Origin of the sequence: Hydrogenophaga sp. (assembly GCF_051860785.1) — a bacterium.
GTDB lineage: Bacteria > Pseudomonadota > Gammaproteobacteria > Burkholderiales > Burkholderiaceae_C > Hydrogenophaga.
On sequence record NZ_JBIMLB010000018.1, the window covers coordinates 67,782 to 90,058 of the forward strand.

Sequence of the window (22,277 nt, forward strand, 5' to 3'; positions counted from 1 at the left end):
CCCTTCCAGGCGCCCAATAGCGGGGTGTTTTCGTGACAAATGCGCGCTATGCCCGAACGGGCGCCATGCGGTGGTTGCAAGACGATGCGGCAATCAGGCACTTCCCGGCCCGGTGCTGGCCAGCACCCGGCGCGTGCGTGCGCTCCAGGCTTCCTGCATCAGGCCCGCGCTGTAGGGGTGCTCCACCGAGCGTGCCGCCGCCATGAGTTCGCGCGACCACTGGGCCAGCACCCCCCAGCGCGGCGCGGCAGGCAGATGCTCGTCGGGGAAGAAGCGCGTGGGAGCGCCTGCCGCCTTGGCCATGAGGTCATGACAGAGCTTTTGCAGCACCGCGAGCTGCTGGGCAGGCGGCCATTCGGACAGCAGCGCCCAGTCGCCACGCGCGAGCGAACGGGGCAACTGCGCCCACGCCGGACCCTGCAGCCCAGATGCGGCCCAACCCAGCGCGTCGTCAGGCCGTCCACCGGCGGCCTGCAGCCAGACTTGCGCCTGCTCCCGGGTGGCGCCTGCGGCCTCCTCCTGGGCCAGCAGCCAGTCCAGCGCCTGGGCCTCCTCAGGCCAGATCATGGCGTGCGTCTGACAACGGCTGCGGATCGTGGGGAGCAACTGGTGAGCGGCATCGGTGGCGAGCACGAAGCGCACCTCACCCACCGGCTCCTCCAGCGTCTTGAGCAAGGTGTTGGCCGATTCCATGTTCATGCGCTCGGCGGGGTAGACCAGGATCACCTTGGTGCTGCCTCGGGAGCGGGTGAACTGGGTGAACGCCACGGCTTCGCGCGCGGCCTCCACGCGGATCAGCTTGCTGGGCTTGCGCTTCTTGTCGTCGATCTCCTTCTGCGCGCCCTCGTCCAATGGCCAGCCCAGTTCCAGGCTCAGCGTCTCCGGCATCAGCGCGCACAGGTCGGCATGGGTGCGCACGTCGATGGCATGGCAACTGCCGCATTCGCCGCAGGCGCCCTGCGCGCCGGGTCGCTCGCACAACCACGCGCGTGCCAGCGCCAGCGCCAGTTCGTACTGCCCCAGGCCCGACGGACCTGCCAGCAAGAGTGCATGGCCGCGCTGTGCCAGCAGATCCTTCAATTGAGCCTGCAGCCAGGGCGCCAGGGCGTTCATGCGCGGGTCTCCGCCGCCCGCAGCCAACCGCGCTGTTCGAAGGCCGTGCGCACGGCCTGCCAGACGGCCTCCTTCGATTGATTGGACGGCACGCGGACGAAGCGTGCGGGCGCCTCGCCGAAGCGCTGGGCATAGCCTGCAGCCACGCGTTCGAAGAAGGCCGCCGGCTGGGCCTCAAACCGGTCAGGCACGCGGGCGCCCGCCAGGCGCTGTGCTGCCACTTCGGGAGGCAGGTCGAACCAGACGGTGAGGTCGGGCTGGCGCAGCCCGGCGGCATCCGGTAGCGCCTGCACCCATTGCTCGAGCTGGCGCAGCACCGTGAGGTCAAAGCCTCGCCCGCCACCCTGGTAGGCAAAGGTCGCGTCGGTGAAGCGGTCGCACAGCACCACGTCGCCCCGCGCCAGCGCGGGTTCGATGACCTGCTGCAGGTGGTCGCGCCGCGCGGCGAACATCAGCAGGGCTTCACACAACGGGTCCATGGCGTCGTTGAGCACCAGTTCTCGCAGCTTCTCGGCCAGCGGCGTGCCGCCGGGCTCGCGGGTGAGCGTCAGGTGCCGGCCCGCGTCCCGGAAGGCCTCGGCCAGGGCGGCGATGTGGGTGGATTTGCCTGCACCGTCGATGCCTTCGAAGGTGATGAAGAGTCCGGCCGGATGCATGTGCGGAAGATCGGGAAGGTTCAACGGCGCAGGATGTAGCGCCGCACCGCCGCATTGTGCTCTTCGAGCGTGGCGCTGAACTGGCTGGAGCCGTCGCCGCGCGCCACGAAATAGATGGAGTTGGTGGTGAGCGGCTGCACCGCCGCCATGATCGATGCCATGCCAGGCATGGCAATGGGTGTGGGCGGCAGGCCGGCGCGCGTGTAGGTGTTGTAGACCGTGTCGCGATCGAGGTCGCTGCGCCGCAGGTTGCCATCGAAAGCCTCGCCCAGCCCGTAGATCACGGTGGGATCCGTCTGCAGTCGCATGCCGATGCGCAGGCGGTTGGAAAACACGCCACCGATGCGGCGCCGGTCACTTTCCAGACCGGTTTCCTTCTCGATGATGCTGGCCAGGATCAGGGCATCGTCGGGGGCTTTCAGCGGTGAGGTCGGGTCTCGCTGAGCCCAGGCCTGTGCAATGCGGTCTTCCATGGCTTTGGCGGCCTGGCGCAGCACGCTGGACGCAGGTGCGTTCTTGAGCACGCGGTAGGTGTCGGGAAAGAAGCGGCCCTCGGGATGGCGGCCCGGGTAGCCGATCAGGGCCATGATGTCGGCCTGGCTGAGCCCTTCGAGGTCCTGCTTGAGGTCGGGGGCACTGCGCACGGCCTGCAGCACCTGGCGCACGTTCCAGCCCTCCACCAGCGTGATGCTGCGCAAAGCCTGTTCGCCGCGCACCAGTTTGGAAAGCAGGCTGCGCGGCGTGGTACCGGGTGCGAACTCGTAGCTGCCGGCCTTCATGTCGCGCGATTCACCCGAGAGCCTGAACCAGGCGTACAGCAGCTCGGCTGGCGCGCCGATGCCGGCGTCGGCCAGGGTCTGGGCGATGGACTGGGCCGACGACCCTGGCACGATGGTTACGTCCAGCGGGGTTTGCGCCGACGTACCTGCGGGCAGGCGCAGGGGTTGCTGCAGCCACCACATGCCGACGGCGGCGGCCAGCACGGCCAGAATCAGCGGGTAGACCACCAGCAGTTTGAGGATGCGCATCACAGGCTTGGTGTGGGCAGGGACAAGGTTCGGGAGGGCTGCGGAGAACCCGGCCGGCCATGATAATCGAGCCCCTCGCTCCCTCAGGGCCCGTGGGCAGCCCACTGGCCGGATCCCGGCCGCCACTCATCGAGAACAGCCCCTCAACATGACCCACACTTCCGAACCCGCCCATCCGGTCCAGGCCGCCGCGCTGAGCGGCGTGACCTTGCTGACGCAGCTTGGCGTGATCCGCGTTGAAGGAGCCGATGCCGCGGCTTTCCTGCACGGTCAGCTCACGCAGGACTTTTCCCTGCTCGGCCTGTCGGAAGCACGTCTGGCCGCTTTCTGCTCCGCCAAGGGCCGAATGCTCGCCAGCTTCGTGGGATTCAAGCGCACCCATGACGACATCCTCCTGGTCTGCAGCCGCGACCTGCTCGCACCCACGCTCAAGCGCCTCTCGATGTTCGTGTTGCGGGCCAAGGCCCGCGTCAGCGACGCCAGCGAGAACTTTCAGGTCTTCGGACTGGCCGGTGGTTCGGTACCACCCGCGCTGCCCGCTGCTTCCTGGAGCCAGTGGCGCGAAGGCGAAACCAGCGTGGTGCGGCTCCCGTCGGCCGATGGCGCACCACGCGCCCTCTGGCTGGCGCCCGCTGGCGAACCCGCGCCAGCAGGCCCGGAGTTGGCCGAGCCGCTGTGGCAATGGCTTTCGGTGCACAGTGGCGTGGCCACGCTGAGCCAGCCGGTGGTGGAGGCTTTCGTGCCGCAGATGCTGAACTACGAATCGGTGGGCGGTGTGAACTTCAAGAAGGGCTGCTACCCCGGCCAGGAAGTGGTGGCCCGCAGCCAGTTTCGGGGCACGCTCAAGCGCCGCGCCTATCTGGTGCATGCCGATGGCGCGATATCGCCAGGGCAGGAGGTGTTCCAGGAAGGCGATGCCGAGCAACCCTGTGGCACCGTCGTCGAGGTGGCGCCACATCCCGACGAAGGCTTCGACGCCATCGTCTCCCTGCAGACCAGCGCGGCTGCGCAGGGCGGCCTGCGCGCGGGCAGTGCAAATGGCCCCGCCCTCACCCTGCTGCCCCTGCCCTATCCCCTGCTCGAAGACATCTGAGCGCCCGGACACCCGCGCCATGTGCCTGATTGCCTTCGCGCTGAACGCCGACCCGGTCTGCCCGCTGCTCATCGCAGCCAACCGCGACGAGTACCTGGACCGCCCGACGGCGCCGCTGCATCGTTGGTCGCTGGCCGACGGGACCGAGGTGGTCGGCGGGCGAGACCTGCGCGACGGCGGCACCTGGCTGGGGCTCAGCCCACAGGGGCGCGTGGCCATGCTGACCAACGTGCGCCAGTCGGTCGCCGGCCCCGGCTCTCGCAGCCGTGGTGAACTCGTCACCCGCTGGTTGCAGGGCGACGGTGACGAAGACCGCTTCGCTCAAGGCATTGACCCCGAGGCCTACGGCGGCTTCAACCTCGTGGTGGGCGACTTCCATGCGCGCCGCTGGAGCTGGCTGGGCAATCGCCATCCCGACCGGCCGCATGAAGACCACCCGCCCGAACTGCATCGCCGTGCGCTAGGCGCCGGTGTGTACGGGCTCTCCAACGCGAGCCTGGACACGCCCTGGCCGAAGACGCAGCGCCTCAAGCTGGCGTTGCAGGCGTCCCTGGCACTCCGGCACGACGCGAACGGTGGTTGGATCGACCCGCTGACACAAGCGCTGTTCGACGACCAGCCGGCACCGGATCTCGACCTGCCTCGCACCGGCGTGCCCGGCGATGCCGAACGCGCGCTCTCCAGCGCCTTCGTGCGCATGCCCGGGCGGGCCTACGGCACACGCAGCAGCATGCTGGTGAGCACGCGCCCGATGGCCAGCGGCTGGCAGGTGGACCTGATGGAGTGGACACACGACCACGGGTCGGTCGGGCGACCGGTCATGCCCGGCAAGGCCCACCAACGGGTCGAGCTGGTCTGGCCCTAAGGCCCTAAAGCTTCGCCACCATTTCCTGGTGCGGTATGCCCGCTTCTTCGAAAGGCGTGCCCCGGTCCTCGTAGCCCAGGCGTCGGTAAAACCCGATCGCACTCTGCTGCGCGTGCAGCATCACCTCGGTGTCGCCGCGCGCCCGCGCCGCGTCCATCAGGGCGTGCAAGACATCGCGGCCAAGGCGGCTCCCACGCAGCGTCCGGTCCACCGCCATGCGGCCGATCCGGGCCACGCCCGGTGTGTGCGGCACGAGCCGCCCGGTGGCTACAGGGCGGCCGAGCCGGTTGTAGGCCACGGCGTGCACCGCCACAGCGTCGGCCTCGTCCCATTCGAGTTCCTTCGGAATGCGCTGCTCCTGCACGAACACCGCCGTGCGAAGGGTCCCTGCGTCGGTACCCAGCTCGCTCCAGGTGCCCACGCGCAAGCGGGTCACGGACTCGCCGGCCTCGAAACCCAGCAGGGTCTCGCGCAAGGCGGGAGGCACGGGGCGCGACTTCTGGGTCGCGGGATCGGCGAACACATAGACGATCTCACCCGTGATGAGGTGTTCCTCGCCCCGGAAGATGGCCCCCTGGAACGTGAGCGACGAATTGCCGATGCGCAGGCATCGCATCGCAATGTCGAGCTGGTCGTCGACGCGCGCCGAGGCGTGGAATTCGACGGTCGCCTTCACCACGTAGAGGTCGCCGCCGAGCTGATCCATGCTCTCCTGGTACGGCAGTGCCATCGCACGCCAGTAGTCGCTGATGGCAGTATCGAAATACATCAGGTAGTGGGCGTTGAACACGATCTTCTGCATGTCCACCTCGGCCCAGCGCACGCGCAGGCGGTGGAAGAAGCGGAAGTCGCTGCGTTTCAAGGTCATCTCAGGTCTCCGGGTTGAAAGCTCTGCGCAGCGCACGGGCCGCATCGTTGTGGGCGGTCAGCGCCTGTGGAATGGCGCGACCGAAATTGATGAAACCGTGCACCATACCCGCATAGATCTCCAGCGCCACCGGCACGCCCGCGTGGCGCAGGCGGTCGGCGTACATCACACCTTCGTCGGTGAGCGCGTCGCACTCTGCCAGGCCCAGCCACGCAGGCGCCACGCCGTCGAGTTCGCGCGGGTGGCCGGAGGCATCCACGCCGTCGAGCGGAGCAAAGCGCCAGTCGTCGCGGTCGGCCTCGGTACGCAGGTAGTGGTGAAAGAAATAGCTGATGTGCGGCTCCTCGAGCAGGAAGCCATGCGCGAAGGTCTTGTGGCTCGCGGTGTCCTGGTGGCCCGCGCAGCCCGGATAGAAAAGCATCTGCAGGGCCAGCGGCCAGCCCTCGTCGCGCGCGGCGATGGCAGTGACGGCGGCCAGCGTGCCGCCAGCGCTGTCGCCGCCCACCGCGATGCGCCTGCCATCCAGGCCCAGCGCACCAGCCTGATCGCGCAACCACGTCAGCGCGTCCCAGGCGTCTTCCACCGCAGTGGGGAATTTCGATCCGGGCGCCAGCCGGTAGTCCACCGAAAGCACGGCGCAATGCGCGAGATGGGCCAGGTGGCGGCACAGCGGTTCGTGGCTGGCCACGCTGCCCACGGTGAAACCACCTCCATGGAAGAAAAGCAACACAGGCAGCGCCGCATCCAGCGCCGGGGCGAACAGCCGCGCCGGCAGCTTGACGCCGTCGCGTGCGGGAATGCCCAGGTCCTGCACCCGGGTGAGCTTGTGGAGAGGGATGTCGAGCACGGGAGCCCCGGCCAGGTAGGACGCCTTCGCCTGATCGGGCGAGAGTGCATGCAGGGGCGGATGGCCGGCGCGTTCGATGCGGTCGAGCAGGCCACGCATGGCGGGTGTGAGCAGGGCGCGGGGATTGGAGGGGTGTGGCATGGGGAAATTGTCCCTGTCTTTTCCGCGACCGGATGGCATGAGCCAACATGGCCCCACCGCATCCAAAACCTTATAGTTATCCACATTGCCGGAAAGAACACCGAGGCCCATCGCATGGCGCAGATTCTTTATGTGACCAACATCCTGATCGACTTCGGTGTGCTTGCCCAGCTGGCGGCCGAATGCGAGCGTGTGGGCATTCGCAAGGCGCTCATCGTCACCGACGCGGGCGTGAAAGCTGCCGGCCTGCTGGACAAGGCGCTGGCCGCCCTGCCCGGCCAGTCGCCCGCGGTTTTCGACCAGACGCCTTCGAACCCGACCGAGGCCGCCGTGCGCGCCGCGGCGGACATCTACCGTCGGGAAAGCTGCGACGGCCTGATCGCCCTGGGTGGTGGCAGCGCCATCGACTGCGCCAAAGGCGTGGCCATTGCCAGCACCCACGAAGGGCCGCTCAAAACCTACGCGACCATCGAGGGCGGTTCACCGAAGATCACCGACCGTGTGCCACCGCTCATCGCGGTACCGACCACGGCCGGTACCGGCAGCGAGGTTGCGCGCGGAGCGATCGTCATCGTGGACGACGGTCGCAAGCTGGGCTTTCACAGCTGGCACCTGCTCCCCAGAACCGCTCTGCTCGACCCTGAACTCACACTGGGCTTGCCACCCATGCTGACAGCCGCCACCGGCATGGACGCCATCGCCCACTGCATGGAAACCTTCATGGCCCCGGCCTTCAACCCACCGGCCGATGGCATTGGCCTGGATGGATTGCAGCGCGGCTGGGCCCACATCGAGCGCGCCACCCGGAACGGGCAGGATCGCGAGGCCCGCCTGAACATGATGAGTGCCTCGATGCAGGGTGCCATGGCGTTCCAGAAAGGGCTGGGCTGCGTGCATTCGCTCAGCCACAGCCTGGGCGGCGTGAACCCGCGCCTGCACCATGGCACCCTCAACGCGGTGTTCCTGCCCGCGGTGATCCGATTCAATGCCGAGGCCGATTCCATGAAGAAGGATGGCCGCCTTCAGCGCATGGCGCACGCCATGGGCCTGGCGAGCGGCAGCGACGTGCCGGAGGCCATCCTGGACATGAACGCCCGCCTGGGGCTGCCCAGCGGCCTGGCGGCCATGGGCGTGGGGGAGGACCTGTTCGAACGGGTGATCGTGGGTGCACTGGCGGACCACTGCCACAAGACCAACCCGCGACTGGCCACGGCACAAGACTACCGAGACCTGCTGCAGTCGGCCCTTTGAACCACAGGCTTTGCCATCCACCTTCGCCATGAACAGCGTTGACCTGTCTGTCGCATCCGCAAAGGTCGACGACACCGAGCGCCCCTTGAAGGTGGTCGGCATCGGGGCTTCTGCGGGAGGACTGGCTGCGTTCGAGGCCTTCTTTCGCAGCGTGCCGACCGACGCCGAGTCCGGCATGGCCTTTGTGCTGGTTCAACACCTGGCGCCCGACCACCCGAGCATCCTGAGCGAGCTCATCCAGCGCTACACCAGCATGCAGGTGTTCGAGATCCAGCAAGACATGCCGGTTCGGCCGAACTGCGTCTACGTGATTCCACCCAACCATGAGTTGTTGTATCTGGACGGCCGGCTCACGCTCCATGTCCGGACCCGCCTGCATGGCGGCCCTCAGACCATCGACATCTTCTTCAACTCCCTCGCGCGGCAACTGCGTGACCGGGCGGTGGGCATCGTGCTTTCGGGCAGCGGCAGCGATGGGGCCATCGGCCTGCGGGCGATCAGGAAAGCCGGGGGCCTGACGATGGTCCAGACACCAGCAACCGCGCAGTTTCACGGCATGCCACACAGCGCCATGGAAACCGGCGAGGTCGACATCGATCTGCCACCCGACCAGATGGCGGCGCACCTCATGTCCCTGACCCATCAGCGGTCAGGCAAACGCTGGATGTCGCTGGCTGGCGCAGGCATCTGGTCTCAGGATGCCTATGTCGCGGTCATGCAGTTGCTGCGCTCGCAGACCGGCCACGACTTCTCGCAGTACAAGCTGGGCACCATCCGGCGACGCATCGAGCGGCGCATGGCGGTGCACCAGCTCGATTCGCTCGATGCGTATGCCGCCTACCTGCGCCAGACGCCCGGTGAAGTGAGAAACCTCTACTTCGATCTGCCGATTGGCGTGACCGCGTTCTTCCGCGATCCCGAGGCGTTCCAGATGCTCGAGCGGAGCATATTGCCGCGTTTGCTGGCGGAGAAGGACCCCTCGAGTGCGGTGCGCATCTGGTCGGTGGGCTGTTCCACCGGTGAAGAGCCCTACTCCATCGGCATGCTGGTTGCGGAGGCCATGGAACGGCTGCAGCAGCAACGCAAAGTGCAGATCTTCGCGACCGACCTGAATAGCCGCGCCATCTCCGTGGCGCGCGCCGGGGTCTATCCCGCCAGCATTGCCTCCGAGCTATCCCTCTCACGACTCTCGCGGTTCTTCACCCCGGAAATGGGGGGCAGTGCCTACCGGGTGCACAAGTACCTGCGAGACATGATGGTGTTCTCCGAACACGACGTCATCCGTGATCCGCCGTTCTCCCGGCTCGACCTGATCGTTTGCCGGAACCTCCTGATCTATTTCGAAGGCGATCTGCAGAAGCGGCTCATTCCCCTGTTTCACTACGCGTTGAAGCCGGGCGGCACGTTGTTCCTGGGCCCATCCGAAAGCGTAGGCGAAAATGGCGAACTGTTTTCCGTGCTGGACCGCCTCGCCAAGCTCTTCCGGCGCAGGGAAGATTCCAAATCCACCCGACCCAGCTACACCACCGCCACCCTGCTTCCCACGACGAGGATCGAAGCCGCGCCACATCCGGGTCAGGAAAAACGGGAATCACCCATGAAAACTTCGCTGCGTGACATTGCCGAACAGGCCCTGCTGCGGATCGCACCGGCCAGCGCCCTGGTCAATGCTCAGGGGGACATCCGCTACCTTCACGGCCGCACAGGCCATTTCCTGGAGCCCGCGCCTGGCGAGGCGGGTGTCAACAACATCCTGAAGATGGCGCGCGAGGGTCTGCGGCCCGCGCTCGAAGCTGCTCTCCGGGCGGCCGTTTCCCATCAGGAAGTCTCCCCTGCTCCACGTGTCCAGATCCGCACCAATGGCCATTTCGCCATCGTCAACCTCACCATCCGCCAGGTCACCAGCCCAGGCGGCGACACGCCGGGCGATCCCTTGTATCTGGTGGTGTTCGAGGTGTCGGCCAACGCCGAGCTGAACACGGTGGCGGCGCAGGTGGCAACGTCCAGTGAACTGGCTGGGAACGTGCCTGGATCCGGTGACGAGTTGCAGGAACTGCGACGGGCTCTGCGCGTTCGCGATGAACACTTGAAATCCATGTCGGAGGCGCTCGAACGCTCCAGCGAGGAACTGCGCTCGTCCAACGAGGAGATGCAGGCCGTCAACGAAGAGCTGCAATCCACCAACGAAGAGCTCGAAACATCGAAGGAAGAGCTGCAGGCCGTCAATGAGGAACTGACGACCGTGAACACCGAGTTGCAGATCAAGGTGACCGATCTCTCCCGCGCCAACAACGACATGAACAACCTGCTGGCCGGCACCGGCATCGGCACCCTGTTCGTGGACCACGACCTGCGCATCCTGCGCTTCACCCCTGCAACGTCGACCATCATCAACCTGATCCCGGGCGACGTGGGCCGACCCATCAGCCACATCGCGTCCAACCTGGTCGGCTATGACAAGCTCGTCCCGGACGTGCTGGCCGTGCTCGACACGCTCGAGAACTTCGAACTGGATGTGCAGACCTCGCAGCAGCGCTGGTACACCATGCGCATCCAGCCCTACCGCACGCTGGACTACGTGATCGAGGGCGCGGTGATCACCTTCGTCGACATCACCGAGGTGCGACAGGCGCAAGAGGCCTTGCGAAAGGTGATCGGGTTGAGCCACATGGCGCGCATGTTGCGCGATTCCGATGCCGCGGTGGTCATCGAGGATATCGAAGGCCGAACCCAGGCCTGGAACGAAGCGGCTCGTCGTCTTTACGGCTGGGACGAGAGTGAAGCCCTGCTGCTTCCAGCGCACGCGCGGATTCCAGTGGCTCTTCGCGACGATCACGAGAATCGGATTTCTGCCCTGCGCAATGGGAAAGCTGCGATACCTTGGCTGACGCAGCGTCTGCGCAAGGACGCCAAGGTCCAGGAGGTCTGGGTGACGGCGACCGCGCTGCGCGATGGGCGCAACCGGTTGCGAGGGGTCGCCCTGATGGAACAACCTGTCTCCCCGATCGAGACGGCATCAAAGCCATTGCCATGAGCGACCCGGACCCGCACCGCCCACCCCCCGACCTGGACAGCGATAGCCGGATGAAGGCTGCTGCGGTCGCGCCGGTGGACGACCTGCCAGCGGGCGCACTGCGCCTGCTGGTGCAGGAACTGCGGGTGCACCAGATCGAGCTCGAGATGCAGAACGAGGAACTCCGCATCACGCAGGCAGCGCTGGACGCCACGCGTGAGCACTACTTCAATCTGTACGACATGGCGCCGGTGGCCTATTGCACCGTCAACGCCAAGGGCCTGATCCAGCAGGTCAATCACTTTGCCGCCAAGTTGCTCTGCACAGAGCGTGAGTACCTGGTGGACATGCCGCTGGCGCGCTTCATTGCCCCTGAAGACCAGGACCATTTCTACCGCCAGTGCCGCATGAATCTGGCGGTAGGTGAACACAGGTCCTGCGAAATGCGGCTGGTGGGTCGCGAGGGGGAGCACATCTGGGTGGAAATGGGCGCCACCGCTGCGCTGGACGAAGGCGGCACGCCGCTGCTGCGAATCGTATTGGTCGACATCACCATGCGCCGGCAGGCCGAGCAAATGCGCGAGAAGCAGGAGGCCTCGGAGGCGGAGCGCAGGGCCATGTCCCGCTTCCTGTCGGCAGCCAGCCACGACCTTCGCCAACCCACGCATGCCATGGGGCTGCTGATCGATCAACTGAAGCAGCTTCCGGGCACACCGCAAAGCCATGTGCTTGTGAGCCGCCTGGACGCCTCGGTCCGAACTCTGGAGCACATGCTCAACGCCCTGCTCGATCTTTCCCGCCTGGGCTCGGATTCCGTACAGGTGCAGGTCACCGCGGTTCCCTTTGCGCGCCTGGTCGAACAGGTGCGCCCGCTATTTCCTGGCGAAGGCATCCGAAGCGGTGTGCGCCTCAAGTTCAGGCCGTCGCACGTCTGGCTGAACACCGATCTCGCGATGTTGCAGCGCGTGATGCACAACCTCGTGGGCAACGCCCTGCGTTTCACACCGCAGGGTACCGTGCTGGTGGCCTGCCGCCCCACGAAGAATGGCACGCACGCACGGATTGAAGTGCGCGACAGCGGTATCGGCATTGCGCCTGAGCACCTGCCTTACATCTTCGACGAGTTCTTCCAGGCCGATAACCCGGAACGCGACCGCAGCAAAGGCCTGGGCCTGGGACTGAGCATTGCCAGGCGCACCTGCGACCTGCTGGGCCATCCACTCACCGTGCAATCGGCGCCCGGCTGGGGAAGCTGCTTCAGCGTGACCATTCCCCTGGCGCCACCGCAACCCGCACTGGCCGAGGAGCCGCCCGTGCACGCCTGGGATCTGACGCAGGAGCCTCTGGTGGGACTTCAAGCGCTCATCATCGAAGACGACGCCATGGCCAGTGACGCCCTTTTCGATCTGCTCAAGACCTGGAAATCCATTCCCCATGCCGCCGAAGGCATCGAGACAGCGCGCACCCTGGTCGCCAGGGGTCTCGTACCCGACTACATCGTGAGCGACCACCGCCTGCGAGGCAACGAGAATGGCATCGATGCGATTCTCTCGCTGAGGGAACTGACCGGCCGCAACATACCTGCCTGCCTGATCACAGGCGACATGGACAAGGCGGTGGCCGAGCGCGCCAGGAGCCTGGGCATTGCCCTGCTGTACAAACCGGCACGTCCCGCCGCCCTGCGCGAGCTGGTCCTTTCCATCATCACCCCGCGCTAAGGCATCCTCGCACCGACGTGCTGCTCCCCGCGCGCCTCGGCCAGTTCCACCTGCCTTTGCCGTTCTGCCAGCCGGGCTTTTTCCTCCGGGCTGCGCTGGTCGTAGCAATGGGCGCAACTCACGCCCAGCACGTAGTGAGGCGAGGCCTTGTCCTCTGGCGAAAGGGGCCATCGGCACGAGCGGCAGAGTTCGTGCGGTCCGGGCACGAGGCCGTGGCCCACGCTCACGCGCTCGTCGAACACGAAGCACTCGCCCTCCCAGGTGCTTTGCGCTGGCGGCACCGCTTCCAGGTATTTGAGGATGCCGCCTTCGAGGTGATAGACCTCGTCGAAACCGCGCATCTTCATGAGCGCGGTCGACTTCTCGCAGCGGATGCCACCGGTGCAGAACATGGCCACCTTGGGTTTCTTCTCGCTCTGCAGCGCAGGCTGCGCGTCCAGCCAGGCCGGCAACTCGGTGAACGATCTGATGTTCGGGTTGATCGCGCCGTGGAAGGTGCCAATGGCCACCTCGTAGTCGTTGCGGGTGTCGATCAGCAGCACATCGGGGTCGGCCAGCAGGGCATTCCAGTCTTCCGGTTTCACGTATTGGCCCACGGTGCGGTTGGGGTCGAGCCCAGGCACGCGCAGGGTGACGATCTCACGCTTCTCGCGCACTTTCATGCGGTGAAACGGCGGATGCTCGCTCCAGGATTCCTTGTGTGGCAGACGGGCCAGGCGTGGGTCGGCGCGCAGGTGCGCCAGCACGGCGCGCACGCCTTGCGCCGGCCCGGCGATGGTGCCGTTGATGCCTTCGGGGGCCAGCAGCAGCGTGCCCTTGACGTCGTTGGCCTCGCAGCAGGCGAGCAAGGGTGCGCGCAGCCGGGCGAAGTCCGGCAGGTCGACGAACTGGTAGAGCGCGGCGGTGAGGAAGCGTGGGGTGGCGGGCTCGCTGGACATGGGGAAGGATTATCCCCCTCCCCGTTCAGAGGGGCTCGATGCGCGACAGGTCGGGTCGCTCGACCCATTGCGCGAATTCGTCCGCCAGTTGCTGGCTGGCCGACACCGCCGCGCCCCAGGCTTTCACACGCGCGGGCAGATCCTGCCCGTAGCGGGTGAAGTCACTGCGATCGGGCAGCCGGGCATTGGGCAGCGAGGCGACCCAGGCTGGGTCGGGCGCGATCACCAGCATGTTGTCCAGCGCAGGGCTGGCCAGGTGCCGGCCCTTCCAGCCTTTGTCGAGCCAGCCGGGCACCACGGCCTTCTGGAAGTGGGGGTAGAGCACGATGGGCGCGGACGCCGGTGGCTGGTAGCGCAGGTGCAGGTGGTAATCCGTGATGCCGCCGTCCCAATAGGTGCCGGGCGGCGCACCGGCAATGCCGTGCACCGGTCGCAACACGAAGGGAATGGAGCAACTGGCCTGCAACGCGTCCATGAAGTTGTTCTCGGCCATGGCGACCTGCCGCGTGCGGAAGTCCTGTGTGGAGAACGGCAGCGGGCTCACGGCGCCAGAAGCCGGCGGCACCGACGAGAAGACCACGCGCTCCAGCGAACTGCCCAGCGCCTTGCGGCTCACGGCGTTCACCGCATAGGCCGTCAGGTAGCCCAGCGGCGTGCGCAGCAGACCGTCCCGGCGCAACAGGTGGCGCCCGCGCGAGGTGACGATGTGCAGGTGAAAGCGAGACTGCCCGAGCACTTCGCCCACACGCCCGCCGTAGAACAGCTTCAGGTTGTCCGCGAAACGTTCGCTCACCTGCATGGCCGTGGGGCGCTTCTGGCCCGGAGGCAGTTCGTAGTGCTGGTGGATGTAGTCGGTTTCAAGGCGCTGGAGGGCGGCCAGCGGTTCGTTCAGGCAGGCCGTGGCCATGCGCCATGCGCCGATGGATGCGCCCACCAGATGCACCGGCTGCTGGCTGCGGGGCAGCCATTGGGCGAACAGGAAGCGATCGAGCGGGCCGAGGATCAGGCCCTTGGGTCCACCGGCGGCGGCGGGAATGATGCCCACGTCCTGCGGACGCAGGCCGTGCTGTTCGAGGTGTTGCCGGGCCCGAGGGCCGGCGTAGAGGCGAAGCGCGAAAGGCATAGGCTGCGATTGTCTCGCAGGCCCTGCCCTGCCCTTCGAGTCAGTGATGCGCCTGCGACTCCGTGTCCTCGGAGTGCCGGGAAAGCGAGGGAATTTCCTCGGCCACCACGGTGTCCGGATCGATGCCCAGCACGAGCCCGACAGGATCGGGGTAGGTGTTGATCAGCAATTCACTGCGCATGGCCTGCTCTTCTGCACGGGCGCGCCAGGAGCCAATGTGGATCACGCCGGCGATCGGCTCGTACACGTCGTTGTCGAACGGCGCGGTCTGGTGCTCGATGGCGTTGATCATGCGCTTGGGGAAATGCCATTCGCGTGCCAGGGCGGCACCCACTTCGGCATAGCTGTAGCCGAAGATGCCACGCTCGGCCTTGGAACGCTTGAGGTCCAGCATGGGCACGCTGCGGTCAAGGTCCAGCATGGCCTCGGGCATGCCCACATGCATCACCAGTTCGCCAATGCCGTGGATCAGGCCGGCGGTGAAGGCGGTGTTCTCGTCGATCTTGATCGGCAACGCGATGTAACGCGAGAGGTTGGCGGTGTTGAGGCTGTAGCGCCAGAACTGGTTCAGATTCACGCTGCCCAGGGTGTGGAAACCTTCGCCGAGCGAAGCGGCAATCACCAGCGCGCGCACCTTGATCATGCCCAGCACGTTCATGGCTTCACGGGCGTTGGAGACCTGGCGGGACAGACCGAAGAAGGCGGAGTTGGCGGTCTTGAGCAGCTTGGCCACCAGCACAGGGTCGTCTTCGATGTAGGAGGCCACCAGCATGGCGTCGACCTCTTCCTGGTCGAAGGTTTCGATCAGCTTGCGCACCACCTTGGGGGCGGAAGGCAGTGCGTCTGGTTGCTTGAGCAGCTTTTCGAGTTGCATGATCTGACCCTTCGACGTTGGTGGCTTGTAATTGGAGGACTGATGGTTTCTTCGTCAGGCTCGAGAGAGTCTTGAGAACTTTCGGTGACGATCAATCGATGAAAGCGCCCAGGGCCTGGCTGAACGACCACTCCGTGGGGTCCTTGCCCAGCACGCTGTCCACATCCAGACCCAGGGTCAGGCCCACCATGTCCGGAAAGGTGGACACCAGGCCGCCTTCGTCGAGCTGGATTTCCTCAGCGCGCGCGCGCCAGGAACCCAGGTGCAGCACGCCACCCAGAGGGTCGTAGGTCTCGCCGTCGAAAGGGGCCACCTGATTGGCCAGGGCCGAGACGATGTCGGGCGGGAACTGCCATTTCTCCGCCATGCCTGCACCCACCTCGGCGTAGGTGTAGCCCAGCACCGCACGCTCGGCCTCGGCACGGCGCAGGTCCAGGGGCGGTGTACCCATGTCGATGGGGCCGATCACATCGGGCATGGCGATGTGCATGATCAGGTCGCCAATGGCATGTACCAGGCCAGCGGTGAAGGCATTGCCCTCGTTCTGCCGCAGAAGGCCCGCCAGCGAGCGGGAAATGTCGGCCACGCGCAGGCTGTAGCGCCAGAACTGGCGCATGTCCACGCCCGGCACGTTCTTGAAGCCCGAACCCAGCGCCGCGGCCATCACCAGCGAACGCACATGGGTCATGCCCAGCAGGGCCACGGCCTCGTCGGCACTGCCGATCTGGCGGCTGGCGCGGAAGAAGGCGGAATTCGAGAGGCGCAGCACGCGCGTGGTGAGCGCCGGGTCCTGGGAAATCAGGCCCGCCACCCGCCGGGGACTGGGATCTTCCTTGTTCATCTCGGCCAGCAGGTCCGAGACCGTGCGCGACATGGCCGGCAGCGCACGGGGGTAGTTCAACAGGGCTTCGAGTTGCATGGGGCTGAAGTCCGATGGCTTGGGTGGGTTTGACTACCCAAGCTATCGACACCTGCCCCTGCGACTTGAGCCCCTTGAATGCCTTTGAACTACCGGTTTTTCAGCGTTTCCCGGAGCCCTGCAAACGGGCGAAGGCCGACGCCATGGCCGATGCCACCGGCGGGTTGCCTTTTGCGACCGGCTGGCCGCCGCGTGCACCTCGCGCCGGCTCGAACCGGTTGTCCCGTGGGCCGTCTGAACCACGCGCAGGCGCTTCGCCCAGCTTCATCGAAAGGCCGATGCGCTTGCGTGCCACATCGACCTCCATCACCTTGACCTTCACGATGTCGCCGGTTTTCACGATTTCCCGGGCATCGTTCACGAACTTGTGGGCCAGCTGGCTGACGTGGACCAGGCCGTCCTGGTGCACGCCCAGGTCCACGAAGGCGCCAAACTGGGCCACGTTGCTCACCGTGCCTTCCAGAATCATGCCTTCGCGCAGGTCGCTGATGTCGTCCACGCCGTCGTTGAAACGAGCCACCTGAAAGTCCGGGCGCGGGTCGCGGCCGGGCTTTTCCAGCTCGCCCAGGATGTCTTTCACCGTGATGACGCCAAAGCGCTCGTTGGCAAACAGCTCGGGACGCAGGGTCTTGAGCATGTCGGCCCGACCCATGAGCTCGGCCACGGGCTTGCCGGTCTTTTCCATGATCTGCTCGACCACGCTGTAGGTCTCAGGGTGCACGCCCGTCATGTCCAGCGGGTTGTCACCGCCCCGGATGCGCAGGAAGCCGGCGCTTTGCTCGAAGGTCTTGGCGCCCAGGCCGGCCACGTCCATCAGTTGCTGGCGGTTCCTGAAGGCGCCGTTCGCCTCGCGCCAGCGCACCACCGCCTTGGCCACGCTGGCCGACAGCCCGGAGACGCGCGCGAGCAGCGGCACGCTGGCGGTGTTGAGGTCCACCCCCACGCCGTTCACGCAGTCTTCCACCACGGCTTCGAGCGTGCGGGCCAGTTCGCTCTGGTTCACGTCGTGCTGGTACTGGCCCACGCCGATGCTCTTGGGATCGATCTTCACCAGTTCGGCCAGCGGGTCCTGCAGGCGGCGGGCGATGGAAGCCGCACCACGCAGGCTCACGTCCACATCGGGCATTTCCTGAGAAGCGAATTCGCTGGCGGAATACACCGACGCGCCAGCCTCGCTCACCACCACTTTCACCACACCGCCCTGCCCGGCCTTCTCCAGCAACTTGATGAGGTCGGCGGCCAGTTTGTCCGTTTCGCGGCTGGCCGTGCCGTTGCCAATGGCGATCAGGTTCACGCCGTGTTTCCGTGCCAGCAGGCCCAGCGTGTGCAGCGAGCCGTCCCAGTCGCGCCGGGGCTCATGCGGATACACCGTGGACGTGTCCACCAGCTTGCCGGTGGCATCCACCACCGCCACTTTCACGCCCGTGCGGATGCCTGGGTCCAGGCCCATCACCACCTTGGGGCCTGCGGGCGCTGCCAGCAACAGGTCACGCAGGTTGTCGGCGAACACCTTGATCGCCACACCCTCGGCACTCTCGCGCAATCGGGCGAACAGGTCGCGTTCGCTGGAGAGCGAAAGCTTGACGCGCCAGGTCCAGGCCACGCATTTGCGCAGCAGGTCATCGGCCTTGCGGCCCTGGTGGCTCCAGCCCAGGTGCAGGGCGATGCGGCCTTCGGCCAGTGAGGGCGTGGCGCCGGGCTTGCCGGCCGGCACCGCGTCGGGTGGCTCGGGCAGCACGAGCTTGGCGTCGAGGATTTCCAGCGCGCGGCCCCGGAACACGGCGAGCGCGCGGTGCGAAGGCACGCGCGAGATCGGCTCGTCGTAGTCGAAGTAGTCGCGGAACTTGGCGATGTCGGGTGCGTTCTCGTCCTTGCCCGCCACCAGCGTGCTCTTGAGCAGGCCGCCGGTCCACAGCCACTCGCGCAGGCTCTGCACCAGCGCCGGGTCTTCCGCCCAGCGTTCGGAGAGGATGTCACGCACGCCGTCGAGCACGGCCGGCACGGTGGAGAAATCGGCGCCAGGCTTGCCGTCGTCCAGCACTTCGGGCGGTTTCGTGAAGGCGCCGGCTTCGGTGGCGGGGTCCAGCGTGGGATCGGCCAGCAGTTTGTCGGCCAGGGGTTCGATGCCGAACTCGCGTGCGATCTGTCCCTTGGTGCGGCGCTTCTGCTTGAACGGCAGGTACAGGTCTTCCAGTTCCTGCTTGGTCGGCGCCGCGGCGATGGCCGCGCGCAGCGCGTCGGTGAGCTTGCCTTGTTCGTCGATGGCCTTCAGCACGGCGGCGCGGCGGTCTTCCAGCTCGCGAAGGTAGTCCAGGCGGAACGACAACTCGCGCAGTTGCACGTCGTCCAGCCCGCCCGTGGCTTCTTTTCGGTACCGGGCAATGAAGGGCACCGTGGCTCCCCCATCCAGCAGCTCGACCGCTGCCAATACCTGTCTCTCTTCAACCCTGATGTCCGTGGCAATCTGCCGGATGATCTGCTGCATTCGAACCGATGTGAAAAAGCGAAGCGCGGAAGTTTGCCACACGCTGCCGGGCTACCATGGCCGCTGTCCGATCCCGGCCCAAGCATGCAAGACAACCTGTTCGGCGATCCGCCCGCACCAACGCCCAGCCCGCCTCCATCCCGCAAGCGGCAGGACCGCGTGACCCCTGCACCGCCGGACCCGGCGCTGCAGGCCCTGGCCGCCGCCCTGTCGCCACGGGTGCGTCTGGGCACTTCTTCATGGACCTACCCCGGCTGGGCCGGGCTGATGTGGGACGGCGAGTACCCCGAAACCCTGCTCTCCAAGGAAGGCCTTCGCGCCTACGCACAGCATCCGCTGATGCGCGCCGTGAGCGTGGACCGCAGCTTCTACCGCCCGCTCACGCAGGACCAGTACGCCCGCTACGCCGCCCAGGTGCCGGACGACTTCCGCTTCGTGGTGAAGGCGCCGAGCCACGTGACGGACGCGCTGGTGCGCGGTGAGGATGGCCGGGGCCTGCAACCCAACCCGGCGTTTCTCGATCCCGCGCTGGCCACGCAGGATTTCGTGGCGCCCGCGCTCGCGGGCCTGGGCCACAAGGTGGGCGCGCTGGTGTTTCAACTGAGCCCCATGCCAAGGCATCTGCTGCACAACCTGCCGCTGGTGCTGCAGCGCGTGCGCACCCTGCTGCTGGCCCAACCCGCGCTCAAACCCACCGCGCCCGACGGCGTGCTGGCCCTGGAAGTGCGCGACCCGGAATGGCTGAATCCGGCTTTCATGCCCGAGCTCGCCGCCGTGCTGCGCGAATGCAGTGCCACCTGGTGCCTGTGCCTGCACGCCAAGATGCCGCGGCTGGCCGAACAACTGCCCCTGCTGCGCCGGCTCTGGCCCGGCCCCATGGTCTGCCGCTGGAACCTCAACCCTTTGCATGGCGCCTACGGCTACGAAGACGCGCAACGCGAATACAGCCCCTACGACCGCATCCACGACGTGGACCAGGACACGCGCGAGTTGCTGGTGCGCACCATCGCCGGCATCAGCAACGCGGGCCAGAACGTCTTCGTCACGATCAGCAACAAGGCCGAGGGATGCGCGCCGCTTTCCGCGCAGGCGCTGGCCGAAGGCCTGGCTAGCGGCGCGCCCTGACCCGCAGCGAACTGCTCACACCCGCCAGCAACGCGAACCCGGCCGCCAGGCACAGCGCGATCGTTTCGCCCTGCCCGTCGTGCTGGTTCCACACCGCGTAGATGGCGGCCAGCATCACGGCGCCCAGCGTCTGCCCGGTCAGCCGTGCCGTGCCCAGCATGCCGCTGGCCGCGCCACTGCGGTGAACGGGGGCGCTGGTCACGATGGTGTGGTTGTTGGGCGACTGGAACAGCGCAAAACCCGCGCCGCACAGCGCCAGACGCCAGCCCATCTCGAAGGCCGTGGTGTGTTCCGGCCGCAGGCCCACCAGCAACAGGCCCAGGGCGAACACCACCATGCCGATGCCGCCCAGCCAGCCGGCCGGGTAGCGGCCGATGAGCCGACCCGCGATCGGTGCCACCAGCACGGTGGCCATGGGCCATGCCGTCATGATGAGGCCAGCTTCCATGTGCGCACGGCCTTGCACGTCGAGCAACAGAAAGGGCAGTGCAAGAAAGGCCAGCATCTGCGCGCAGAAGGCACCGAGCGACGCGCCCATGGACAAGGCGAAGACGGGAATGCGCAGCAGGTCCAGCGGGAACAGGGGTGCTGCCAGGTGCCACTGGCGGCGCAGGTACACGGCGCCCACTGCCACGCCAGCGGCCAGCAAGGCCCAGCCCAGCGCGGGGTTGCCGTGGGCCGATCCACTGCGCACACCCGCCGGTCACCCAGCGCGGCCAAAGGCAGCAGCATCACCAGCGATGCGATCTGGTACGCGTTGACCACCCAGATGGCCTGAGAGGCCGGGGCGTTCAGTTCCTGTGCAATGCCAGGCAGCGCCAGATTGACAATGCTGCCGTCCATCACCCCCAGGGTGATGCCCAGCAAGATCACCAGCACGGCCTTGCCGCGCTGGGGGGATGGCAAACCGTCCGGAAGCGTCACCCGCCCGCCTCGGCGGCCAGGTGTGCCTTCGAATCACCCGACAGCGTGAGCCACGTCAGCGCCACGCCGATCAAGGCGCCACTGGCCATGCCCACCACCATGGGCAGCGGCTGGCCGTTGGCGAACAGGCTCACGATGGCCATGGCCAATGCGCCACCCAGCATCTGCAGCGTGCCCATGAGCGCCGATGCCGTGCCGGCAATGGCGCCGTGCTGCTCCAGCGCCAGCACCGAGGTGGTGGGAATCACCAGGCCCATGAAGCCGCTGGCCACGAAATACAGCGCGATCAGCACCCACAGGCTGTCACCGCCGAGCAGGTAATACACCAGCAGCAGCGTCATCGTCAGGCCCGAGGCCGTGGCCGCGCCCTTGACCACGTTCACCAGACCAAAGCGACGACCCAGCAGCGCGGTGCATTGGGCGGCACCGAAGAAGGCTGCCGCGTTGACGCCGAACGCCAGGCTGTACTGCGTGGGTGTGAGGCCATAGTGGTCGATCATCACGAACGGCGAGCCCGCGAGGTAGACAAAGAAGCCCGCCAGCGCCGTGCTGGCGATGCCCACCAGGCCCAGGTAGTGCCAGTCGCGAAACAGCAAGCCGTAGGCGCGCAAGGCGCTGCCCAGGCTGCTTTCCACGCGTTCAGCCTGCGTGCGCGTCTCCTGCAGCGCGCCATACACCATGACCAGCCCGGCCACCGCGGCGAGCGCCACGGCCCAGAACACACCGCGCCAGCCGGCCAGCGCGATCACGCCGCTGCCCGCCAGCGGCGCGAGGATGGGCGAGACGCTGAAGACCAGCATCAGCAGCGACATGATGCGTGCCGCCTCGTTGCCGGTGTGCAGGTCGCGCACCACAGCGCGCGGGATTGCCATGCCGGCCGCCGCACCCAGCCCTTGCAGGAAACGCAGCACCACGAGAGTCTCCACATCGGTGGCCAGGGCGCAGCCCACGCTGGCCAGCGTGAACAGGCCCAGGCCGAAATACAGCGGCGGCTTGCGCCCCACCATGTCCGAAACCGGTCCATAGAGCAGTTGGCCGACACCCAGCGAGAGGAAGAAAGCCATCAGGGTCCATTGCACCTGGCCCACGGGCGCGCCCAGGCTGCTGCCGATCGCCGGCAGTGCGGGCAGGTACATGTCGATGGCGAAGGGACCGATGGCCGAAAGCAGACCCAGGATCAGGGCGATCCGAAAGAAACCAGAAGAACGCATGGCGGCGATTGTCGCCGTGCCCCGCATTCCTTGCTGGAATGGGGTTGGCGCGCCACTTGCGTCACAATTTCCTGATTCAACAACC

The 22,277-nt window shown here is 66.7% G+C and carries 17 protein-coding genes and 1 pseudogene; 6 read left to right on the plus strand and 12 right to left on the minus strand.

All coding sequences use genetic code 11. The annotated features are described in order from the left end of the window. Positions 1-93 precede the first annotated feature (93 nt). Genes ACTIF6_RS20195 through mltG form a run of 3 tightly spaced genes read right to left on the minus strand, consistent with a single transcriptional unit; the run spans position 94 to position 2,797 of the window. On the minus strand, positions 94-1,113 hold the full coding sequence (locus ACTIF6_RS20195; RefSeq protein ID WP_439589725.1) for a DNA polymerase III subunit delta': 1,020 nt from the start codon (positions 1,111-1,113) through the stop codon (positions 94-96). Then, the gene (gene tmk / locus ACTIF6_RS20200; RefSeq protein ID WP_439589726.1) at positions 1,110-1,769 is read right to left on the minus strand and encodes a dTMP kinase; all 660 of its coding nucleotides are present in this window, start codon (positions 1,767-1,769) and stop codon (positions 1,110-1,112) included. The genes ACTIF6_RS20195 and tmk overlap by 4 nt, the downstream gene beginning before the upstream one ends. 20 nt (positions 1,770-1,789) lie before the next feature. Then, positions 1,790-2,797 (minus strand): endolytic transglycosylase MltG, encoded by a 1,008-nt coding sequence (mltG, locus tag ACTIF6_RS20205; protein ID WP_439589727.1) that lies wholly within the window; start codon positions 2,795-2,797, stop codon positions 1,790-1,792. A gap of 148 nt (positions 2,798-2,945) precedes the next feature. Between mltG and ygfZ the strand changes: the two genes are divergently transcribed. Together ygfZ and ACTIF6_RS20215 are read left to right on the plus strand one after the other, a co-directional pair. Then, positions 2,946-3,890, plus strand: coding sequence for a CAF17-like 4Fe-4S cluster assembly/insertion protein YgfZ (ygfZ, locus tag ACTIF6_RS20210; RefSeq protein ID WP_439589728.1), 945 nt, complete (start codon positions 2,946-2,948; stop codon positions 3,888-3,890). A gap of 19 nt (positions 3,891-3,909) precedes the next feature. Next, on the plus strand, positions 3,910-4,755 hold the full coding sequence (locus tag ACTIF6_RS20215) for an NRDE family protein (RefSeq protein ID WP_439589729.1): 846 nt from the start codon (positions 3,910-3,912) through the stop codon (positions 4,753-4,755). A gap of 4 nt (positions 4,756-4,759) precedes the next feature. Here ACTIF6_RS20215 and ACTIF6_RS20220 read toward each other — a convergent pair whose 3' ends face one another. Further along, complete coding sequence (locus ACTIF6_RS20220; protein WP_439589766.1) at positions 4,760-5,617, minus strand: YbgC/FadM family acyl-CoA thioesterase; 858 nt, start codon at positions 5,615-5,617, stop codon at positions 4,760-4,762. A 7-nt stretch (positions 5,618-5,624) separates the two neighbouring features. Beyond that, entirely contained in the window at positions 5,625-6,611 is a 987-nt protein-coding gene (locus ACTIF6_RS20225; RefSeq protein ID WP_439589730.1) for an alpha/beta hydrolase, read from the minus strand. Positions 6,612-6,725: 114 nt separating this feature from the next. Between ACTIF6_RS20225 and ACTIF6_RS20230 the strand changes: the two genes are divergently transcribed. The 3 genes from ACTIF6_RS20230 to ACTIF6_RS20240 are packed head-to-tail and all read left to right on the plus strand — an operon-like array spanning position 6,726 to position 12,593. Next, the gene (locus ACTIF6_RS20230; protein ID WP_439589731.1) at positions 6,726-7,862 is read left to right on the plus strand and encodes an iron-containing alcohol dehydrogenase; all 1,137 of its coding nucleotides are present in this window, start codon (positions 6,726-6,728) and stop codon (positions 7,860-7,862) included. Positions 7,863-7,890: 28 nt separating this feature from the next. Continuing rightward, complete coding sequence (locus tag ACTIF6_RS20235; RefSeq protein WP_439589732.1) at positions 7,891-10,896, plus strand: CheR family methyltransferase; 3,006 nt, start codon at positions 7,891-7,893, stop codon at positions 10,894-10,896. Next, a complete protein-coding gene (locus ACTIF6_RS20240) occupies positions 10,893-12,593 on the plus strand; it encodes a PAS domain-containing hybrid sensor histidine kinase/response regulator (RefSeq protein WP_439589733.1) in 1,701 nt (566 codons plus the stop codon). The genes ACTIF6_RS20235 and ACTIF6_RS20240 overlap by 4 nt, the downstream gene beginning before the upstream one ends. On the opposite strand, the gene trhO is transcribed toward ACTIF6_RS20240, so the two are convergent. The 5 genes from trhO to ACTIF6_RS20265 form a co-directional block, all read right to left on the minus strand. Further along, positions 12,590-13,531 carry an oxygen-dependent tRNA uridine(34) hydroxylase TrhO gene (gene trhO / locus ACTIF6_RS20245; RefSeq protein ID WP_439589734.1) on the minus strand — a complete coding sequence of 314 codons (942 nt, stop codon included), beginning with the start codon at positions 13,529-13,531 and terminating at the stop codon, positions 12,590-12,592. The genes ACTIF6_RS20240 and trhO overlap by 4 nt on opposite strands. Before the next feature lie 25 nt (positions 13,532-13,556). Continuing rightward, positions 13,557-14,654 carry a patatin-like phospholipase family protein gene (locus ACTIF6_RS20250; RefSeq protein ID WP_439589735.1) on the minus strand — a complete coding sequence of 366 codons (1,098 nt, stop codon included), beginning with the start codon at positions 14,652-14,654 and terminating at the stop codon, positions 13,557-13,559. A 40-nt stretch (positions 14,655-14,694) separates the two neighbouring features. Further along, positions 14,695-15,528, minus strand: a complete 834-nt coding sequence (locus ACTIF6_RS20255) for an HDOD domain-containing protein (RefSeq protein ID WP_439589736.1) — start codon at positions 15,526-15,528, stop codon at positions 14,695-14,697. Between the two features lie 91 nt (positions 15,529-15,619). Then, positions 15,620-16,447, minus strand: a complete 828-nt coding sequence (locus tag ACTIF6_RS20260; RefSeq protein ID WP_439589737.1) for an HDOD domain-containing protein — start codon at positions 16,445-16,447, stop codon at positions 15,620-15,622. 100 nt (positions 16,448-16,547) lie between these two features. After that, positions 16,548-18,932: a Tex family protein gene (locus tag ACTIF6_RS20265; protein WP_439589738.1), complete on the minus strand. Its 2,385-nt coding sequence runs from the start codon at positions 18,930-18,932 to the stop codon at positions 16,548-16,550. An 84-nt stretch (positions 18,933-19,016) separates the two neighbouring features. Between ACTIF6_RS20265 and ACTIF6_RS20270 the strand changes: the two genes are divergently transcribed. Beyond that, positions 19,017-20,057, plus strand: a complete 1,041-nt coding sequence (locus tag ACTIF6_RS20270; protein ID WP_439589739.1) for a DUF72 domain-containing protein — start codon at positions 19,017-19,019, stop codon at positions 20,055-20,057. Here ACTIF6_RS20270 and ACTIF6_RS20275 read toward each other — a convergent pair. Next, positions 20,041-20,981, minus strand: a pseudogene (locus tag ACTIF6_RS20275) (MFS transporter). The gene ACTIF6_RS20270 and the pseudogene ACTIF6_RS20275 sit on opposite strands and share 17 nt — an antisense overlap. Continuing rightward, positions 20,978-22,192 carry a multidrug effflux MFS transporter gene (locus ACTIF6_RS20280; protein ID WP_439589740.1) on the minus strand — a complete coding sequence of 405 codons (1,215 nt, stop codon included), beginning with the start codon at positions 22,190-22,192 and terminating at the stop codon, positions 20,978-20,980. Before ACTIF6_RS20280 ends, ACTIF6_RS20275 begins: the two are co-directional and overlap by 4 nt. Between the last annotated feature and the right edge of the window lie 85 nt (positions 22,193-22,277).